Source organism: Paraburkholderia sp. (assembly GCF_035948235.1).
GTDB lineage: Bacteria > Pseudomonadota > Gammaproteobacteria > Burkholderiales > Burkholderiaceae > Paraburkholderia.
The window spans coordinates 1-14,866 of the sequence record NZ_DASZJJ010000191.1 but is presented as its reverse complement, the minus strand read 5'-3'; the positions used below and the strand labels follow the sequence as shown (position 1 = coordinate 14,866).

At 66.2% G+C, this 14,866-nt stretch carries 13 protein-coding genes; 8 read left to right on the top strand and 5 right to left on the bottom strand.

The genetic code is table 11. From position 1 onward, the window contains the following. Nucleotides 1-323: amino acid permease (locus VG320_RS16470; RefSeq protein WP_327201151.1), on the bottom strand; the 323-nt coding region annotated here is incomplete at its 3' end. 539 nt (nucleotides 324-862) lie between these two features. Between VG320_RS16470 and VG320_RS16465 the strand changes: the two genes are divergently transcribed. Genes VG320_RS16465 through VG320_RS16455 form a run of 3 tightly spaced genes read left to right on the top strand, consistent with a single transcriptional unit; the run spans nucleotide 863 to nucleotide 4,957 of the window. Next, a complete protein-coding gene (locus VG320_RS16465; protein ID WP_327201150.1) occupies nucleotides 863-1,327 on the top strand; it encodes a (2Fe-2S)-binding protein in 465 nt (154 codons plus the stop codon). Next, on the top strand, nucleotides 1,320-3,566 hold the full coding sequence (locus tag VG320_RS16460; protein ID WP_327201149.1) for a xanthine dehydrogenase family protein molybdopterin-binding subunit: 2,247 nt from the start codon (nucleotides 1,320-1,322) through the stop codon (nucleotides 3,564-3,566). The genes VG320_RS16465 and VG320_RS16460 overlap by 8 nt, the downstream gene beginning before the upstream one ends. 59 nt (nucleotides 3,567-3,625) lie before the next feature. Next, nucleotides 3,626-4,957, top strand: coding sequence for a cytochrome c (locus VG320_RS16455; protein WP_327201148.1), 1,332 nt, complete (start codon nucleotides 3,626-3,628; stop codon nucleotides 4,955-4,957). A 57-nt stretch (nucleotides 4,958-5,014) separates the two neighbouring features. Here the strand turns inward: VG320_RS16455 and VG320_RS16450 are convergent, their stop codons facing one another. Beyond that, nucleotides 5,015-5,935, bottom strand: coding sequence for an ROK family protein (locus VG320_RS16450; protein WP_327201147.1), 921 nt, complete (start codon nucleotides 5,933-5,935; stop codon nucleotides 5,015-5,017). A 29-nt stretch (nucleotides 5,936-5,964) separates the two neighbouring features. After that, the gene (locus tag VG320_RS16445) at nucleotides 5,965-7,437 is read right to left on the bottom strand and encodes an APC family permease (RefSeq protein WP_327201146.1); all 1,473 of its coding nucleotides are present in this window, start codon (nucleotides 7,435-7,437) and stop codon (nucleotides 5,965-5,967) included. Between the two features lie 304 nt (nucleotides 7,438-7,741). Between VG320_RS16445 and VG320_RS16440 the strand changes: the two genes are divergently transcribed. After that, nucleotides 7,742-8,998: an ROK family transcriptional regulator gene (locus VG320_RS16440; protein WP_327201145.1), complete on the top strand. Its 1,257-nt coding sequence runs from the start codon at nucleotides 7,742-7,744 to the stop codon at nucleotides 8,996-8,998. A 151-nt stretch (nucleotides 8,999-9,149) separates the two neighbouring features. On the opposite strand, the gene VG320_RS16435 is transcribed toward VG320_RS16440, so the two are convergent. Then, nucleotides 9,150-9,752, bottom strand: a complete 603-nt coding sequence (locus tag VG320_RS16435; protein WP_327201144.1) for a cytochrome b — start codon at nucleotides 9,750-9,752, stop codon at nucleotides 9,150-9,152. Between the two features lie 142 nt (nucleotides 9,753-9,894). Here VG320_RS16435 and VG320_RS16430 point away from each other — a divergent pair, with 142 nt between their 5' ends. The 3 genes from VG320_RS16430 to VG320_RS16420 all read left to right on the top strand — a co-directional run bounded on the left by VG320_RS16430 (nucleotide 9,895) and on the right by VG320_RS16420 (nucleotide 12,984). Beyond that, nucleotides 9,895-10,239, top strand: coding sequence for a hypothetical protein (locus tag VG320_RS16430; protein WP_327201143.1), 345 nt, complete (start codon nucleotides 9,895-9,897; stop codon nucleotides 10,237-10,239). A gap of 155 nt (nucleotides 10,240-10,394) precedes the next feature. After that, the gene (locus VG320_RS16425) at nucleotides 10,395-11,417 is read left to right on the top strand and encodes an alcohol dehydrogenase (RefSeq protein WP_327201142.1); all 1,023 of its coding nucleotides are present in this window, start codon (nucleotides 10,395-10,397) and stop codon (nucleotides 11,415-11,417) included. 136 nt (nucleotides 11,418-11,553) lie between these two features. Further along, entirely contained in the window at nucleotides 11,554-12,984 is a 1,431-nt protein-coding gene (locus VG320_RS16420) for a sensor domain-containing diguanylate cyclase (RefSeq protein ID WP_327201141.1), read from the top strand. Between the two features lie 33 nt (nucleotides 12,985-13,017). Here the strand turns inward: VG320_RS16420 and VG320_RS16415 are convergent, their stop codons facing one another. Beyond that, the gene (locus VG320_RS16415; protein ID WP_327201140.1) at nucleotides 13,018-14,421 is read right to left on the bottom strand and encodes a uracil-xanthine permease family protein; all 1,404 of its coding nucleotides are present in this window, start codon (nucleotides 14,419-14,421) and stop codon (nucleotides 13,018-13,020) included. 85 nt (nucleotides 14,422-14,506) lie between these two features. On the opposite strand from VG320_RS16415, the gene VG320_RS16410 reads away from it, so the two are divergent. Further along, a partial coding sequence (locus VG320_RS16410) for a YybH family protein (protein ID WP_327201139.1) occupies nucleotides 14,507-14,866 on the top strand: 360 nt, incomplete at its 3' end.

Here is a 14,866-nt window from a genome sequence, read left to right as displayed (position 1 = left end):
GAGGCTTCGGCTTCGATAGGAATCACCGAAACAATGGCGATCCAGTTAGCCCAGGCGCTGATAAAGCCCACGAGTGCGCCGTGCGAGTAGCGGGCGTAGCGGACCATGCCGCCCGATTCCGGGAACATCGCGCCGAGTTCGGCATAGGTGAGTGCAATGGCCAGAATCACCACGGCGCCGATCACCCACGCGCAGACCGCAGCGGGACCGGCGATCTTGGCGGCTTTCCACGCGCCGAACAGCCAGCCGGAGCCGATGATCGACCCGAGGCCGGTAAACATCAGCGCGAACGGGCCAATATGTCGTTTTACAGAACTGCTCACGTCATCTCCTCATGTCCAGATCGCGAGATATCGCTGCGGGTTGCGCGGCGATTCCCGTCGTCGTTGCGGGCATTCGCGCCGGCTTTTTCTTGCATGACACGCGTGTTATGCGCGCTGCGTGGCCGCCTGCGGATAGCGGCGGCAAGGCCTGGCTTGAATGCCGAACGCGGATACTCGGGCGATGCAAACTTCGCGTCCAATGCTGAATACACATAGGATCATGCGTAATTTGCATGAGGTGAGAAAAGATGCAGACAGGTCAGCAGATTCTGTCGCGCCATGCGCATTCATGACGCGCAACAGGGCGCATCGCCGGGCCGCGAAACTGACCCATTCAAGACTTTCAGGCAAAAGATGCGGATTTTTCGGCATGGCCGATTCGGCCCCTTGCAACTAGACTCGGGAGGTCGTGCGCGGGCGGGCGCGGTAGGGTTCTGCTCGCCTTGTCTTCTTCTCAGCGCCAACGCATTCCAACAACACTTCGCCGGTCCGCGCGCGAGCGCTGGGCACGGCCGTTCCCACATGAAAGGTCCAGGATCATGGTAGAGATTGTGATTAATGGTCAGCCTCATCAATTCGATGGCGATCCCGAGATGCCGCTGCTCTGGTATCTGCGCGACGAACTCAGCCTGACGGGCACCAAGTTCGGCTGCGGCATGGCGCTGTGCGGCGCCTGCACCGTGCATCTGGATGGTCAGCCCGCGCGCGCCTGCGTGACGCCGGTCGGTGCGATCGCGGGACGCAGCGTGACGACGATCGAAGCCGTTCACGAGCAGAAAGTCGGCGCCGCTGTGCAGGCCGCGTGGATCGAAAAGCAGGCGCCACAGTGCGGCTACTGCCAGTCGGGGCAGGTGATGTCGGCGGTCGCGCTGCTCAAGGCGAAACCCAATCCCACCGACGCCGATATCGACGACGCCATGAGCGGCAACATCTGCCGCTGTGCGACCTATCAGCGGATCCGCGCCGCGATCCACGAAGCTTCGGAGGCGCTCAAGCATGCGTAATCCGAAACTCCCGACGCTCGATGCACAAGGCGCAGGCGTGACGCTGTCGCGCCGCCGCTTTCTCGCCGGCATGTCGGCGCTGACGCTTGCGGTGGGTTTTCGCGGCGGCCTGGCGGTCGCAGCCACGCTGGACCCGGCGAAGAACGCCACGCAGTTCAGCTTCGAACCGAACGCCTTTATCCGCGTGGATGCGCAAGGTTCCGTCACGGTCATCGCCGAATATCTGGAGATGGGCCAGGGCACCTTCACGGGCCTGGCGACACTGGCCGCCGACGAGCTTGACGTGCCGCTCGACAAGGTCAGCGTGGAAGCCGCGCCGGCCGACGTGAAGAAGTACGCCAACCCCATGTTCGCCTCGTTCGGCTGGACGCTGCAGGCCACCGGCGGCAGCACGGCGATGGCCGGTGCGTGGAAGCAGATGCGTGAAGCCGCCGCCGCAGCGCGCCTGATGCTGCTCGGCGCCGCCGCGAAGCAATGGAAGGTGGACCCGGCCACGCTGCATGTGGAAAACGGCGTGATCGTTCACGCGGCCTCGGGCCGCCGCGCGGGCTATGGCCAGTTCGTGGCCGCCGCCGCGCGCGAGCCGCTGCCCGCCAAAGTCACGGTCAAGCAACCCGCCGATTTCAAACTGATCGGCAAGCGCGATACGAAGCGCGTCGATATTCCGGCGAAGGTGAATGGCTCGGCCATTTACACGCAGGACATCAAGGTGCCCGGCATGCTGGTGGCCGTGATTGCGCATCCGCCGCGTCTGGGCGGCAAGGTCCGGCACGTCGACGCGAGCAAGGCGAAGGCGATTCGCGGCGTGGTTGCGGTCGTGCAGGTGCCCGGCGACGACGAGGTGCAGGGCGGAGTGGCCGTGCTGGCGCACAACACCTGGATCGCGCGCCAGGGCCGCGACGCGCTCGCCATTACGTGGGACGACAGTCACGCGTTCGCGCTCAGCTCGACCGACATCTTCAGCCAGTTCCGCACGCTCGCCGACCAGCCCGGCAATGTGGCCGAGCAGCGCGGCAAGGTGCTCACGGCGGCGCCGGAAGGCGGCAAATATATCGAGGCGGTCTACGAGCAGCCTTATCTCGCGCACGCGCCGATGGAGCCGATGAACTGCCTGATCCAGTTGCAGGGCGATCGCTGCGAGATCTGGAACGGCGAGCAGTGGCACACCGCCGATCAGGCGATGGCGGCAAAGGAACTGGACCTCAAGCCCGAGCAGGTGACGATTCATCAGCTCTATGCGGGCGGCAGTTTTGGCCGCCGTGCCAATCCGCATTCGGACTTCGTGCGCGAGGCGGCGCGCGTGGTGCGCGCCGCGCACGCGCAGGGCGTGGATGCGCCCGTGAAGCTCGTGTGGATGCGCGAGGATGATATGCGCGCAGGCTATTACCGGCCGCTCACGGTGCACAAGGTGCGCGTGGCCGTCGACAAGGCGGGCGCGCTGGTGTCGTGGAATCACGACGTGGTCGGGCAGAGCTTCATGCAACTGCCCAAGCCCGATTCGATCGATCCGGTGCTGGTTGAAGGCGCGGCCGATATTCCCTATGCGATTCCCAATTTCCGCGTGGCGCAGCACAAGGCGAAGCTGCCCGTGCAGACGCAATGGATGCGCTCGGTCGGGCACACGCATTCGGCATTCGTCGGCGAAACCATGATGGATGAAGCCGCGCGCGCAGCCGGTAAGGATCCCTATGCATTTCGTCACGCGCTGCTCGCGAACATGCCGCGTCATCGCGGCGTGCTTGAGCTTGTGGCGCAGAAGGCGGGCTGGTCCACGCCGCTTAAGCCAGGCCCGCAGGGCACGCGGCGCGGGCGCGGCATTGCGCTGCAACTGGCGTTCGGCACCTATGTTGCGCAGGTGGCGGAAGTGACGGTGCAGCCCGATGGCGCGTTCACGGTGGATCGCGTGGTGTGTGCGGTCGATTGCGGCATGGTCGTGAATCCGGACATCGTCACGACCCAGGTGGAAGGCGGGATCGGCTTCGGCCTCACGTTCCTGCGCACGGCCATCACGTTCGACAAGGGGCACGTCAGGCAGGGCAATTTCAACGATTACCCGGTGCTGCGCATGAGCGGCATGCCGCTGGTCGAAGTGCATATCGTGCCGTCGAAGGAAGCGCCCACCGGCATCGGCGAACCCGGCGTGCCACCCGCGGCGCCCGCCGTCGCGAATGCACTGGCCGCCGCCACGGGCGCGACGATCCGCACGCTGCCGCTGGGGGATTCGCTGCGCCCGGCGTGATCGCACGCCTGGCATCGAACCGAACCCCTTCGAAAACACTTCGAGAAAACCGTCACATCGTGAAAATTCGCAGAATCATCGGCTATACGGCGCTCGCGGCTGTCGTGGCCGCCGCCGTCCTGTGCGGCCGCGCCTGGCTCACGCCCGCAGGCAGCGAGCCGCAACCGCCCGTCGCTGGCACGCCCGCCGATCTGGCGGCCACCGTGGCGCACGGCGAATACCTCGCCAAAGCAGCCGATTGCGTCGCCTGCCATACGGCACAGGGCGGCACGCCTTACGCGGGCGGTCGGCCCTTCAAGCTGCCCTTCGGCACCATTTACGCCACCAATCTCACGCCGGACAAGGACACCGGCATCGGCAACTGGAGTGCCGACGCCTTCGTGACAGCCGTGCGCGCGGGCGTGGGTTCGCACGGCAATCTCTATCCGGCGATGCCCTATACCTCGTACACGCAGCTAAGCCGCGACGACGTGCTGGCGATCCGTCAGTACCTGATGACGTTGCCCGCCGTGCATCAGGCGCCGCCGGCGAACGATCTGGCATTCCCGTACAACCAGCGCTGGGGCATGGCCGTGTGGAACGTGCTGTTCTTCCGCGAGCAGCGTTTCGCGACCGACCCGGCGAAGAGCGTCGAATGGAACCGCGGCGCGTATCTCGCCACGGCGCTCGGCCATTGCGGCGAATGCCATACGCCGCGCAATGCGGGCTTTGCGATGAAGTCGCGCGACTATCTTTCGGGCGCGGAAATCGAAGGCTGGAAGGCGTACAACACGACCTCGGACCAGAGTTACGGCATCGGCGCGTGGAGCGATCAGCAGGTCGCGCAGTATCTCTCGCGCGGCCATGCGCCGGGGCGTAGCTCGGCGGCGGGGCCGATGGCCGATGTCGTCGAGCATAGCCTGCAGTATCTGACGCCCGGCGATATCGCGGCGCTCGTCACGTATCTGCGCAGCGTTGCACCCGCGACCGGGGCGCAGACGGGCGCGGGCGAGGCTGCGACGATTACGCTCGATCCGTCGGCGGCGCGGGCGTCGAACGCGGTGCTGCCGGGCGCGCCCGCCACAACGGCGGCGCTCGCACGCGGGCAGCGTCTCTTTGCGGGCGATTGCGCGGGCTGTCACCAGTGGAACGGCGCGGGGCGGCAGAGCGACTATGCCTCGCTGGTGGGCAGCCATGCGGTCAACGATCCATCTGGCGCAGCGCTCGTGCAGGTGCTGCTCAACGGCACGTCGCTCACAGTCGATGGCCGCTTGCAGCAGATGCCGGGTTTCGCAGGCGCGTACACCGACTCGGATATCGCGGCGGTCGCCAATTTCGTGCTGAACCATTTTGGTTCGAAGGACGGGACGGTCACGGCGGAGCAGGTGGGCAAACTGCGCGCGGCGCAGTGATGGCATGCGGGGCGGCGGGCGTTTTAGCCGCCGCCCCGCATCGCGATAGAAGAAGCGTTAGCGCGTTGTCAATGCATCAGCGGCGGCGACGATCGCGCCTTGCAGCGCGGCGTCGTGCCCGAACGCGGCGATACAGACCTCTGGCGGGCAGGGCGCGGCGCGGCGCACCAGCGCTTCTATGTGCTCGGCCACGGCGGGCACCCGCGCCATGCCCCCGCCAATCGCAATGCGCGCGGGGTCCAGCATGATCGCCACATTGGCGACGTGCAGGGCGAGCGCATCAAGCGCGCCATCGATCAGCGCGGCGACTTCGGGCTGGCTGGGCGCGAGCGCGAAGGCCTCACGCGCGCTCACCGCACGCCCGAGCAGCGCCGACGCCCGCGCGGCGATCCCCGCGCCAGAAACGTACTCTTCGAGCGGCGCCGCGCCGTCCGCGAAATGGCGCTCGCCGCTCACACCACGCAGCAGATAGCCGATCTCGCCCGCCGCGCCGTGCGCGCCGCGCAACACGCGCCCGCCCACCACAGCGGCGGCGGCGAGTCCGGTTCCCACGTTCACGTACAGCCCGTAATCGACGCCTGCGAGCGCACCGTCGCGCGCCTCCGCGAGCGCGGCGGCCTTCACGTCGGTTTCGACGCTCACGCTCGCCACGTCGAAGGCATCGCGCAGCACGTCCTTCAGCGCGAGCCGTTCCCAACCCGGGTTGTTGGGCGCGAGGCGGATGCCGTCCGGCTCGACGATGCCGGGCGTGACGGCGGCGATGGCGCGCAGCGCCTGGCCGGTTTGCGCGGCGCTGGCTTCGACCAGCTCGCGGGCCGCAGCGAAGGTGCGTTGCATGACGCGCTCGGCGCCTTCGCTGGCAAGCGTGGGGATCTCGCGCGTGGCGAGCCGCTGAGCCGCGCCGGTCACGGTGGCCATCGCAATCTTGGTGCCGCCGAAATCGATCGCCAGCGCGAAGGGTGAAGTGTGTTCTTTCATGATGCGATTAGAGCTTGATTAGAGCGTGTTCAATGCGGCGCGGCGTCTTCGGCGTGCTGGCGTTCGAGAAACACCTCGCGCACGTTCTTCGGCCCGAACGGCCATTGCCGTGCGAACCGCGCCCAGATCAGGAAGGCGATCAGACCGAGCACGATCCAGCCCGTCGACATCAGTTGCGATTGACGGTCGGTGGCATAGAACACATAGAGCCAGCCGATCAGCGCAAGCACGCTAGGCAGCGGATAGAGCCATTGACGATAAGGACGGCGAAGCGTTGGCTGGCGGCGGCGCAGCACGGTGAGCGCGGCGATCTGCGCCACCGACTGAAGCAGCACGGCCACGGCTACCAGCATGTTGATGACCGTGGTGAGGTCGAAGAAGGTGCCCGCGGCCGTCACCACGCCCATCACGAGCAGCGCGACGTGCGGAAAGTCGTGCTTCGCGTGCAGCTTGCCGAACGCGGCGAGAAACACGCCGTCGCGCGCAGCATGGAACGGCACGCGCGAGCCGCCCAGCAGTCCCGCGAACACCGATGCGAACGCCGCAATCAGGATCAGCACGGTGACGAAGGCCGCCGCCGTATGGCCCCAGTTGCGCTCGACCACCAGCGAGGCCACCGACGTCGATTTGGCCACGTCCTGCCACGGCACCGTGCCAATCACGCCAATGTTCATCGCCAGATAAAACACCATCATCGCGAGGATCGACACGATGATCGACGCCGGCATCGTGCGGCCCGGATTCTTCAGCTCGTCGCCCATGTAGGCGGTGGTGTTATAGCCCGCGTAATCGTAGATGGCGATGATCAGCCCCGCGCCGAGCCCCGTAAAGAACTTGCCGATATTGCCGGCGTCGGGCGGCAGCGAAAGCGCCATGTGCAGATGGAAGTCGGACCAGGCGGCTGCGGTGGTGAGGCCGACCGCCAGCACCATGATGATCCACAGGATCGTGCTGAGCGTGCGGATCGACTCGATACGGCGATACAGCGCCAGCACCACCAGCGCGACCACGCCGATGCCCAGCGCGTGCGACTGCCACGGCGTGAGCGTCGGCAGGAAAAAGCCCAGGTACTGCACGAAGCCGATGATGCCGGTGCTCATGATGAGCGGAATCGACAGCATGGCCGTCCACACGAACAGGAACGGCATCAGCTTGCCGGTGCGGTACTGGAACGCTTCGCGCACATAGAGATAGGTGCCGCCCGCGCCCGGCATGGCTGCGCCCAGTTCGGCCCAGACGAGGCCGTCGGCCATCGCCAGCAGCGCGCCGCAGATCCAGCCGATCACGGCGAGCGGGCCGTTCATCACCGCGACGATGGCGGGAATCGTGAGGAACGGACCCACGCCGCAGATCTGGATCATGTTGACCGCGATGGCCGGAAAGAGGCCAACCGAGCGGCGGAAATGCGGGGTGTCGGCGGCGGGATGAGATGCGTGGGCCGCGTCGGCGTTGCGGGTGCCGATGCTGTCGCTGCTTTCGGCTCGCCAGGTGGAATCGCCCATTTGCTGTGTCTCCATGCGGCACGCGCCGCGTTCTCGTCGATGGAAAAGGATGTGTTGGGACATCGCTGCTGACATCGTCGCCGTGTTTTTTTGCTGCTCGTCGTGCAACTTCGCCGGCTTGATGGGCGAATGATAGGAAAGTTTCTTTACGAAATTAATTGCGTCAAAATCGGGGAGAACCCGATGCTTGGGGTGGCCAGAATCTTGCCCGGCGGCCGTTCCGATTGATAGGATCGGGCACCTCATCGGACATCTCATTGGGCGCAAGCTCACTGCATCGCGCAAACTTCGCAGCGGATCACGCATGAACCAGCATCACCGCCAGTCCTCCCCGTCCGCACCCGTCACGCGCGGCCCGGCCTTTGTGCGTCAGGACAACGAATGGGCGATCTATCAGCATCTGCTGTCGCTGGCTCCCGCCTCCAGCCCTCAGCTTGCGGAAAGCACCGGCTTGTCGAAAGTGACCGTCAACGCGGCGCTGTCCAATCTGGAGCGGCTGGGTCTCGTCGAGCAGAGCGGCGTGCGTGAGGGCAGCGCGGGCCGCGCGCCCCGGCTCTATATGCCGCGCGCGCGTGCGGGTTTCGTGCTGGCAATCGACGTTGGGGCCGCCTGGGTGCGCGGCGCGATCGCCGATCTGACCGGCCAGGTGAGTGCGCGGCTACAGTCGCCCACGCCCGCCGACCCGTCGCGTCTGGTCGGCGAGATCGTGGCGGTGCAGCGCGCGTTGCTGGCGGATCAGGGCATCGCAGCGGATGACGTGCTGGCGACCGTATTCGGCTCACCGGGCGTCTTCGACGCGAAGGACGGCCGGCTGCATCTCGCGCCCAATCTGCCCGACTGGGAACGCGCCGACCTCGTGCCCGCGCTGCGCGCCGCACTGGGCGAAGAGACGGTGTTCGAAAACGACATCAATCTCGCCGCACTTGGCGAACAGGCCCATGGCATCGGGCGCGGAGTCGAGAACTTCGTGTTCATGTCGATCGGCACGGGCGTGGGGCTGGGCATCGTCGCCAACGGCAAGCTGCATCGCGGCGCGCATGGTTTCGCGGGAGAGATCGCCGTGCTGCGGCCCGCGCCGCTTTTGCCCGTGCAGGGCGAGGGCGTCGCCACGCCGGATCAGGAGGAGGCGAGCTTCGAATCGTTTGCCGCCGCCAAAGGCGTGGTCGCGAATGCGTGCCGTCTGGGTCTGGAGGTGTCCAATGCGGAAGCCGTGTTCGTCGCCGCGCAGCAGGGCGACGACCGCGCGCTCGCCTGCGTCGCGGAGGAGGCGCGCCAGCTTGCGTGGGGGCTCGCGGCCATCATTCCGATTCTCGATCCTGCTTTAGTGGTGCTGGGCGGCGGTATTGGCCATAGCGGCACGCTGCTGTTGCCCGCGATCCGCGCGCAACTGGCCGCGTGGTTGCCGATTCCCGTGCCCGAACTGGCGATCTCGACCACGGGCACCGATGCGGTGCTGCTCGGTGCGATCGTGCAGGGCGTCGTGCTCGCACGTGTGAAGGCGTTTGAGCGCATTGGGCATGAAGCGCGCGCGGGGGATGGGGCGCGCGATCTGGTGGGGTAACACGGTGGGCGCGTGGGGGATTGCGTCCGTCGACATTAGTGCAACTAACAGCCGATTTCGTGCGCCACTTTCGAATTACCACCTTGGGCACAGGACTGCGCGAAGCGCGATTCGCCACGTTTTCGCGCGCCTTTTCCCGCGTTATTGGCGTTTACAGCATCCGGTCCAGCACGTTATTGCGCGCGATCCATTGATGCTTCACGACCGCCAGTACGTGCAGCACCACCAGTCCCGCCAGCATCGCGCAACTCGCGCGATGAAAGGCGAAAAGCTGCCCAATGAGCGGTCCTTCCTCGAACGGCGTGGGGATCTCGATGAGACCGAAAAACGAGTAGCCCCTCGGCACCATCAGATAACCGCTTGCGAGCACGGCGAAGATCGTCAGATACATCAGCCGATGGACGCCGTGCGCAAGCGCGCGCTGCGTAGCCGAAACGCCGTGCAGGGCACGCGGCGCCACGCGCACGCAGGCCCACCAGACGCGCAGCGGAAACAGCACGATGAGCACCGTCGCAATCGACATGTTCAGGCACGACAGGAACTCGCGCAGCGGGCCATCGGCAAGCTGGGCGAGTGCGTAGCCTGCGAGCGTGGCGTACAGGATCGCGACCGCGAAGATCCAGTGCAGCAGCCGCGCGAAGCCGTCGTAACGTGCAATCCCACGAACAATCGCGCGCTCGCCCGCGCGACTGGCTTCGACCGCATCACTTGCGCTGGGCGCCAAAGCGCTTTCGACCGTTTCCATCTGCTGCATGCCGACCTTTTATGCCGATCAAAAAGCGCAAATGATAATCAACTGCATTGACAATTTGATTACGTGATTCAACCCTGAATATCGCGGCACGCTGGATGCTCGCTCCAGAGCTACGAGCCCACCAATCCTGGAGGACGTAGCAATGAGCACCCACCTCGACTTACCCGACAGCAAACCCGCCGGCCAGGCCGATCCCGACGAACGTCCGCCGCCGGATGACGCGCCGCCTATCCTGCCATCGGAACAATCGCGGCCGTTTGGCGACGCCGTGCCTGCGCCTGTCGAGCCCGGCCTCGATCAGCCTCTGCCACCCAAAACCCCCGATCCGGCCGATGCGCCCACGCCGCCACAGTCGCAGCCGAACCCGGACGCCGCGCCAGACCCAGTTCCCGATGAACTGTCGGTGCCCATCGGCGACGCGATCCCCACGCCCGCCGAGCCAGGACTCGACCAGCCGCTTCCCGAAAAAAATCCTTCGAAGCCGTGAGCGAGCGACCCTTGGGTCCACCCGCCGCCCATGCGCGGCGTTTTTTTCCGCTGCGGTAGTCTGCTAGCGCGTCATCCACGCGGCGCCAGCCACCGTCGGCCACACTCGGCCACGCTCAGCAACGCCGCGAGCTTTCCTCATTCAAGGAGCAGACGATGCCAACCATGCAGGCAGTGCAGGTAGCGAAAGCAGGCGGACCGCTCGAACTCGTCGAGCGCGATATCCCGGAACCGGCCGCGGGCCAGGTGCTCATCAAGGTGCAGGCATGCGGCATCTGCCACAGCGACTCGCTGACGAAAGAGGGCCACTGGCCCGGTCTGACATTCCCGCGCGTGCCCGGTCATGAGATCGCGGGCGTGATCGAGCGCATGGGCGCGGGCGTCGAAGGCTGGAATGTGGGCCAGCGCGTTGGCGTGGGCTGGCACGGCGGACATTGCGGCCATTGCGAACGCTGCCGCCACGGCGACTTCGTGCTTTGCCAGAACGCGCTGATTCCGGGCATCAGCTACGACGGCGGCTACGCGCAGTACATGGTCGCGCCGCAGGAAGCGCTCGCGCGCATGCCCGACGATCTCTCCGATATCGATGCCGCGCCGCTGCTGTGCGCCGGCATCACCACGTTTAACGCGCTGCGCCACAGCGGCGCGCGCGCGGGCGACGTGGCGGCGATTCTCGGCATCGGCGGGCTGGGTCATCTGGGCGTGCAGTTCGCGCGCAAGATGGGCTTCGTGACGGTGGCGATCGCGCGCGGCCAGGACAAGGCGCCGCTTGCGAAGCAACTGGGCGCGCATCACTACATCGACAGCTCGGCGCAGAACGTCGGCGAAAGTCTGCAGGCGCTGGGCGGCGCGCGCGTGATTCTGGCGACCGTCACGAACGGCGAGGCGATGAGCGCGGCGCTCGCGGGCCTTGGCGTCAACGGCAAGCTCATTATGGTGGGCGTGGCGCAGGAGCCGGTGGTCGTGCCGGTGACGCAGTTCATCATGGGACGCCAGTCGGTGCAGGGCTGGCCGTCCGGCACGGCGGCCGATTCGCAGGAGACGCTGGCGTTCAGCGCGATCTCGGACGTCAAGCCGATGATCGAGGAATATCCGCTCGCGCGCGCCGCCGAAGCCTACGACCGCATGATGAGCGGCAAGGCGCGCTTTCGCGTGGTGCTGACGCCGGGTAAGCACTAAGGCGGATGAGCGGCACGGGCGCTAAAGGTCGAATCGCGGCTCGCCGATATAGAGGTGTTGAATCCGGCGGCACGCTTGAGGCTGGCCGCCGGGAATCTTTTAGCCCTCGTCTGGCCCCGCGCCGCCCGAAAACCGCATGAACAAGCTGATCACTTCACGGCACCCGACCCGTTTGCATCGCTGGATCGCGTTGGGGCTGGCATTGGGGATCGGCGCGCTGGTGGCGGCGGTGCTGCCTTTCGCGGGCGACAAGCTGCCCGCCTGCCTGCCGTTCCTGCCGATCTTCTGCACGGCGGTCGTGCTTACCGAGGCGATTACCTCGCTGCTGATGTGGGTGCGCTACCGCATGGGCAAGTCGCCCATCGATGCCGCACTGTCGGCGGCCTATGCATTCAGCAGCCTGACCTGTGCGGTCCAGTTGCTGATTTTCCCGGGCGTGTTTTCGCCCACCGGACTGCTGGGAGCGGGCAAGCAGACCGCGGTGTGGATCTGGGTGCTCTGGCACGGCGGATTCCCCACGCTGGTGCTGCTCGGCTTCGTCGCGCACTGGCTGGCGCAGTCGCGGTTTCTGTTCCGCCTCAAGCACGCGCGGCTGCTGATCCTGCTGGCGCTTGCCGGCAGCGTGCTGGGCTGCGTGATTGCCGTGCGTTTCAGCGACGCCCTGCCGATGCTCATCAAGGACGGCTCCTACAGCCTGTTGCGCCATAGTCCCTTTGCGTTCTACGTGGTGGTCGCGTGCGTGACGGCGCTTGCCGCGCAACTCGCCAGCGGCCGTCTGCGCACCGCGCTCGATCTCTGGCTTTCGATTGCGCTGCTGGCCTTTCTCGCCGATGTGACGCTCACGCTGGCGGGATCGGCGCGCTTCACGCTGGGCTGGTATGGGGCGCGCGTGGCCTCGGTGATTGCGTCGTCGGCGTTGCTGGCGGCGCTGCTGGTCGAAATCTCGATGCTCTATTCGCGCCTGGCGCGCATCAACGAGGATCTGGAGGAAAAGGCCAACCACGACGCGCTGACCGGTCTCTACAACCGCGGCTGGTTCGACGCGGCGTACGCGCGCGAGTGCCTTGTCGCGCGGCATCAGGAGCAGCCGCTCTCGGTGCTGATGATCGACGTCGATCACTTCAAGCTGTTCAACGACACCTATGGGCACGCGGCGGGCGACGAGTGTCTGCGGCGGGTCGCCAATGCGCTGCAAGGCTGCTTGCGGCGACAGGGGGACGCCGTAAGCCGTTATGGCGGCGAAGAGTTCGTGGTGCTGCTGCCGGGTTGCGCGACGGCTTCGGCAGTGTCGATTGCGGAGGCGATGCGCAGCGCGGTGCGCAAGCTCGAGATTCCCGCACAGAGCGCGAGCGGGCGCGTGACGATTTCGCTCGGCGTATTTACCGCCGAGTCGGGAAAATCAAAGGCGGCGAAAGCGGCGAAGTCGGCCCAGGCCGACGACCCGCTGCAATGCGCCGACGCCAATCTCTATCGGGCGAAAGCGGCGGGACGGGACCGCGTGGTGGCCGGGCGCTCCGCGATGGGCGCCAGCCTTATCGGCATCGGTCAAGGCGCGCTGGCGCGATGACCGATGCGCGGGCGAGGAAGGACTCGCCCGCGTTTAATTGCGTTCCGGCAGGAACCAGTTCATCACGAGCGCACAGATCCCGCCGGTGGCGACGCCCGATTCCAGCACGTTCTTGAGCGCGTGCGGCAGGCTGGTGAGAATCTCCGGCACCTGCGAGACGCCCAGGCCCAGCGCGAGCGACACCGCGATGATCAGCAGCGCGCGGCGATCGAGCTTGATACCCGCGAGAATGTTGATGCCCGACGCGGCCACCGCGCCGAACATCACCATCGCCGCGCCGCCCAGCACCGGCTCCGGCACGGCCTGCAGCACGCCCGCGACGGGCGGAAAGAGGCCCAGCACCACCAGCATGCCCGCGATCCACACGCCCACATGACGGCTGGCGATGCCGGTTAGCTGGATCACGCCATTGTTCTGCGCGAATACCGAGCTGGGGAACGTGTTGAACACGCCGGCCAGCAGCGAATTCGCGCCGTTGACCAGCACGCCGCCCTTGATCCGTTGCATCCACAACGGTCCTTCCACGGGCTCGCGCGAGATCTTGCTGGTGGCGGTGACGTCGCCGATCGCCTCAAGCGAGGTGACCAGATAGATGATGAGCATCGGCACAAACAGCGACCACGAGAAGCCAATGCCGAAGTGCAGCGGCGTCGGGATCTGGAACAGCGCGGCTTCGCGCGCGCCCGTGAAGTCCAGGCGGCCGAGCGCCGCGGCCACCACATAGCCGACCACCAGCGCGATCACGAGCGCCGTGCTACGCACCCAGACGATCGGCACGCGGTTCAGCACGATGATGGTGCCGAGCACGACACCCGACAGCGTGAGGTTTTCGACGCTGGCGAAATTGCCCTTGGCAATCGCGCCATAGCCGCCGCCCATGCTGATGAGGCCAACCTTGATGAGCGTGAGGCCGATCAGCAGCACCACGATGCCCGTAACGAGCGGCGTGATCAGGCGCTTGATGAAGGGCAGAATGCGCGAGACGGCCATTTCTACGAACGAACCCGCGATAACCACGCCGAAGATCGCGGCCATCACCGTTTCGACCGGCGTGCCCTGCTTGACCATCAGGCTGCCGCCAGCGATCAGCGGGCCGACGAAGTTGAAGCTGGTGCCCTGCACGATCAGCAATCCCGCGCCGAGCGGGCCGAAGCGGCGGCACTGCAAAAACGTGGCGATGCCCGAAATCACCAGCGACATCGACACGATCAGGGTGGTGTCGCGGCTGGAGACGCCCAGCGACTGGCAGATCAGGAGGCCGGGCGTGACGATTGGCACGAGGATCGCCAGCAGATGCTGGAGCGCCGCCACGAAGGCGAGGGTGGGGGCGGGGCGGTCGTCGGGGCCGTAGACGAGGTCACGGCCGACGGGGGCGTCATCGGTGACGTGGAGCGCTGCTGGCTGTGAGTCTTGTTGCGTGGGCGAAGCGGGTTGCATCGGAAAAGGCCGGTAGGAAGAAAACCCGGGATTTTAACGGCTAGCATTGAGGGCACAAACGAAATGACGCCCAGGAGACACGCCGATGAGTCAAAACCTTGCCACGGCGCGCGCCGCGCTGACCGAAATCCAGGCCGCCTGGAATGCGGCGGCCAGCCACTGGAACCCCGATGCGCTGGCCGCGAATTACACCGACGACGCGCTGTTTTTCGGCGGTCGGCCCGAGCATTCGGTGGGCGGCGCGGCGATCCGCGCGTATTTCGCCTCCTATGTGGGGACGCTCGAATCGGCCACGCTCGATCTCGTTGAACAGCATTTTCTCTGGCTCGCCGACGACTGTTTTCTCGCGCAAGGCTTCGGCAATTTCGCTTTCGTGCTGGCGGAACAACGCCTCTCGCACGCGCGCATGCGCACAACCCTTGTCATCGCGCGCCATGAAAGCGGG

Excerpts from the sequence above, each read along its gene's own strand:
- VG320_RS16465 (WP_327201150.1), top strand. The coding sequence starts at position 863 with ATGGTAGAGATTGTGATTAATGGTCAGCCTCATCAATTCGATGGCGAT.
- VG320_RS16460 (WP_327201149.1), top strand. The coding sequence starts at position 1,320 with ATGCGTAATCCGAAACTCCCGACGCTCGATGCACAAGGCGCAGGCGTG.
- VG320_RS16450 (WP_327201147.1), bottom strand. The coding sequence starts at position 5,935 with ATGAAAGAACACACTTCACCCTTCGCGCTGGCGATCGATTTCGGCGGC.
- VG320_RS16445 (WP_327201146.1), bottom strand. The coding sequence starts at position 7,437 with ATGGGCGATTCCACCTGGCGAGCCGAAAGCAGCGACAGCATCGGCACC.
- VG320_RS16440 (WP_327201145.1), top strand. The coding sequence starts at position 7,742 with ATGAACCAGCATCACCGCCAGTCCTCCCCGTCCGCACCCGTCACGCGC.
- VG320_RS16435 (WP_327201144.1), bottom strand. The coding sequence starts at position 9,752 with ATGCAGCAGATGGAAACGGTCGAAAGCGCTTTGGCGCCCAGCGCAAGT.
- VG320_RS16430 (WP_327201143.1), top strand. The coding sequence starts at position 9,895 with ATGAGCACCCACCTCGACTTACCCGACAGCAAACCCGCCGGCCAGGCC.
- VG320_RS16425 (WP_327201142.1), top strand. The coding sequence starts at position 10,395 with ATGCCAACCATGCAGGCAGTGCAGGTAGCGAAAGCAGGCGGACCGCTC.
- VG320_RS16420 (WP_327201141.1), top strand. The coding sequence starts at position 11,554 with ATGAACAAGCTGATCACTTCACGGCACCCGACCCGTTTGCATCGCTGG.
- VG320_RS16415 (WP_327201140.1), bottom strand. The coding sequence starts at position 14,421 with ATGCAACCCGCTTCGCCCACGCAACAAGACTCACAGCCAGCAGCGCTC.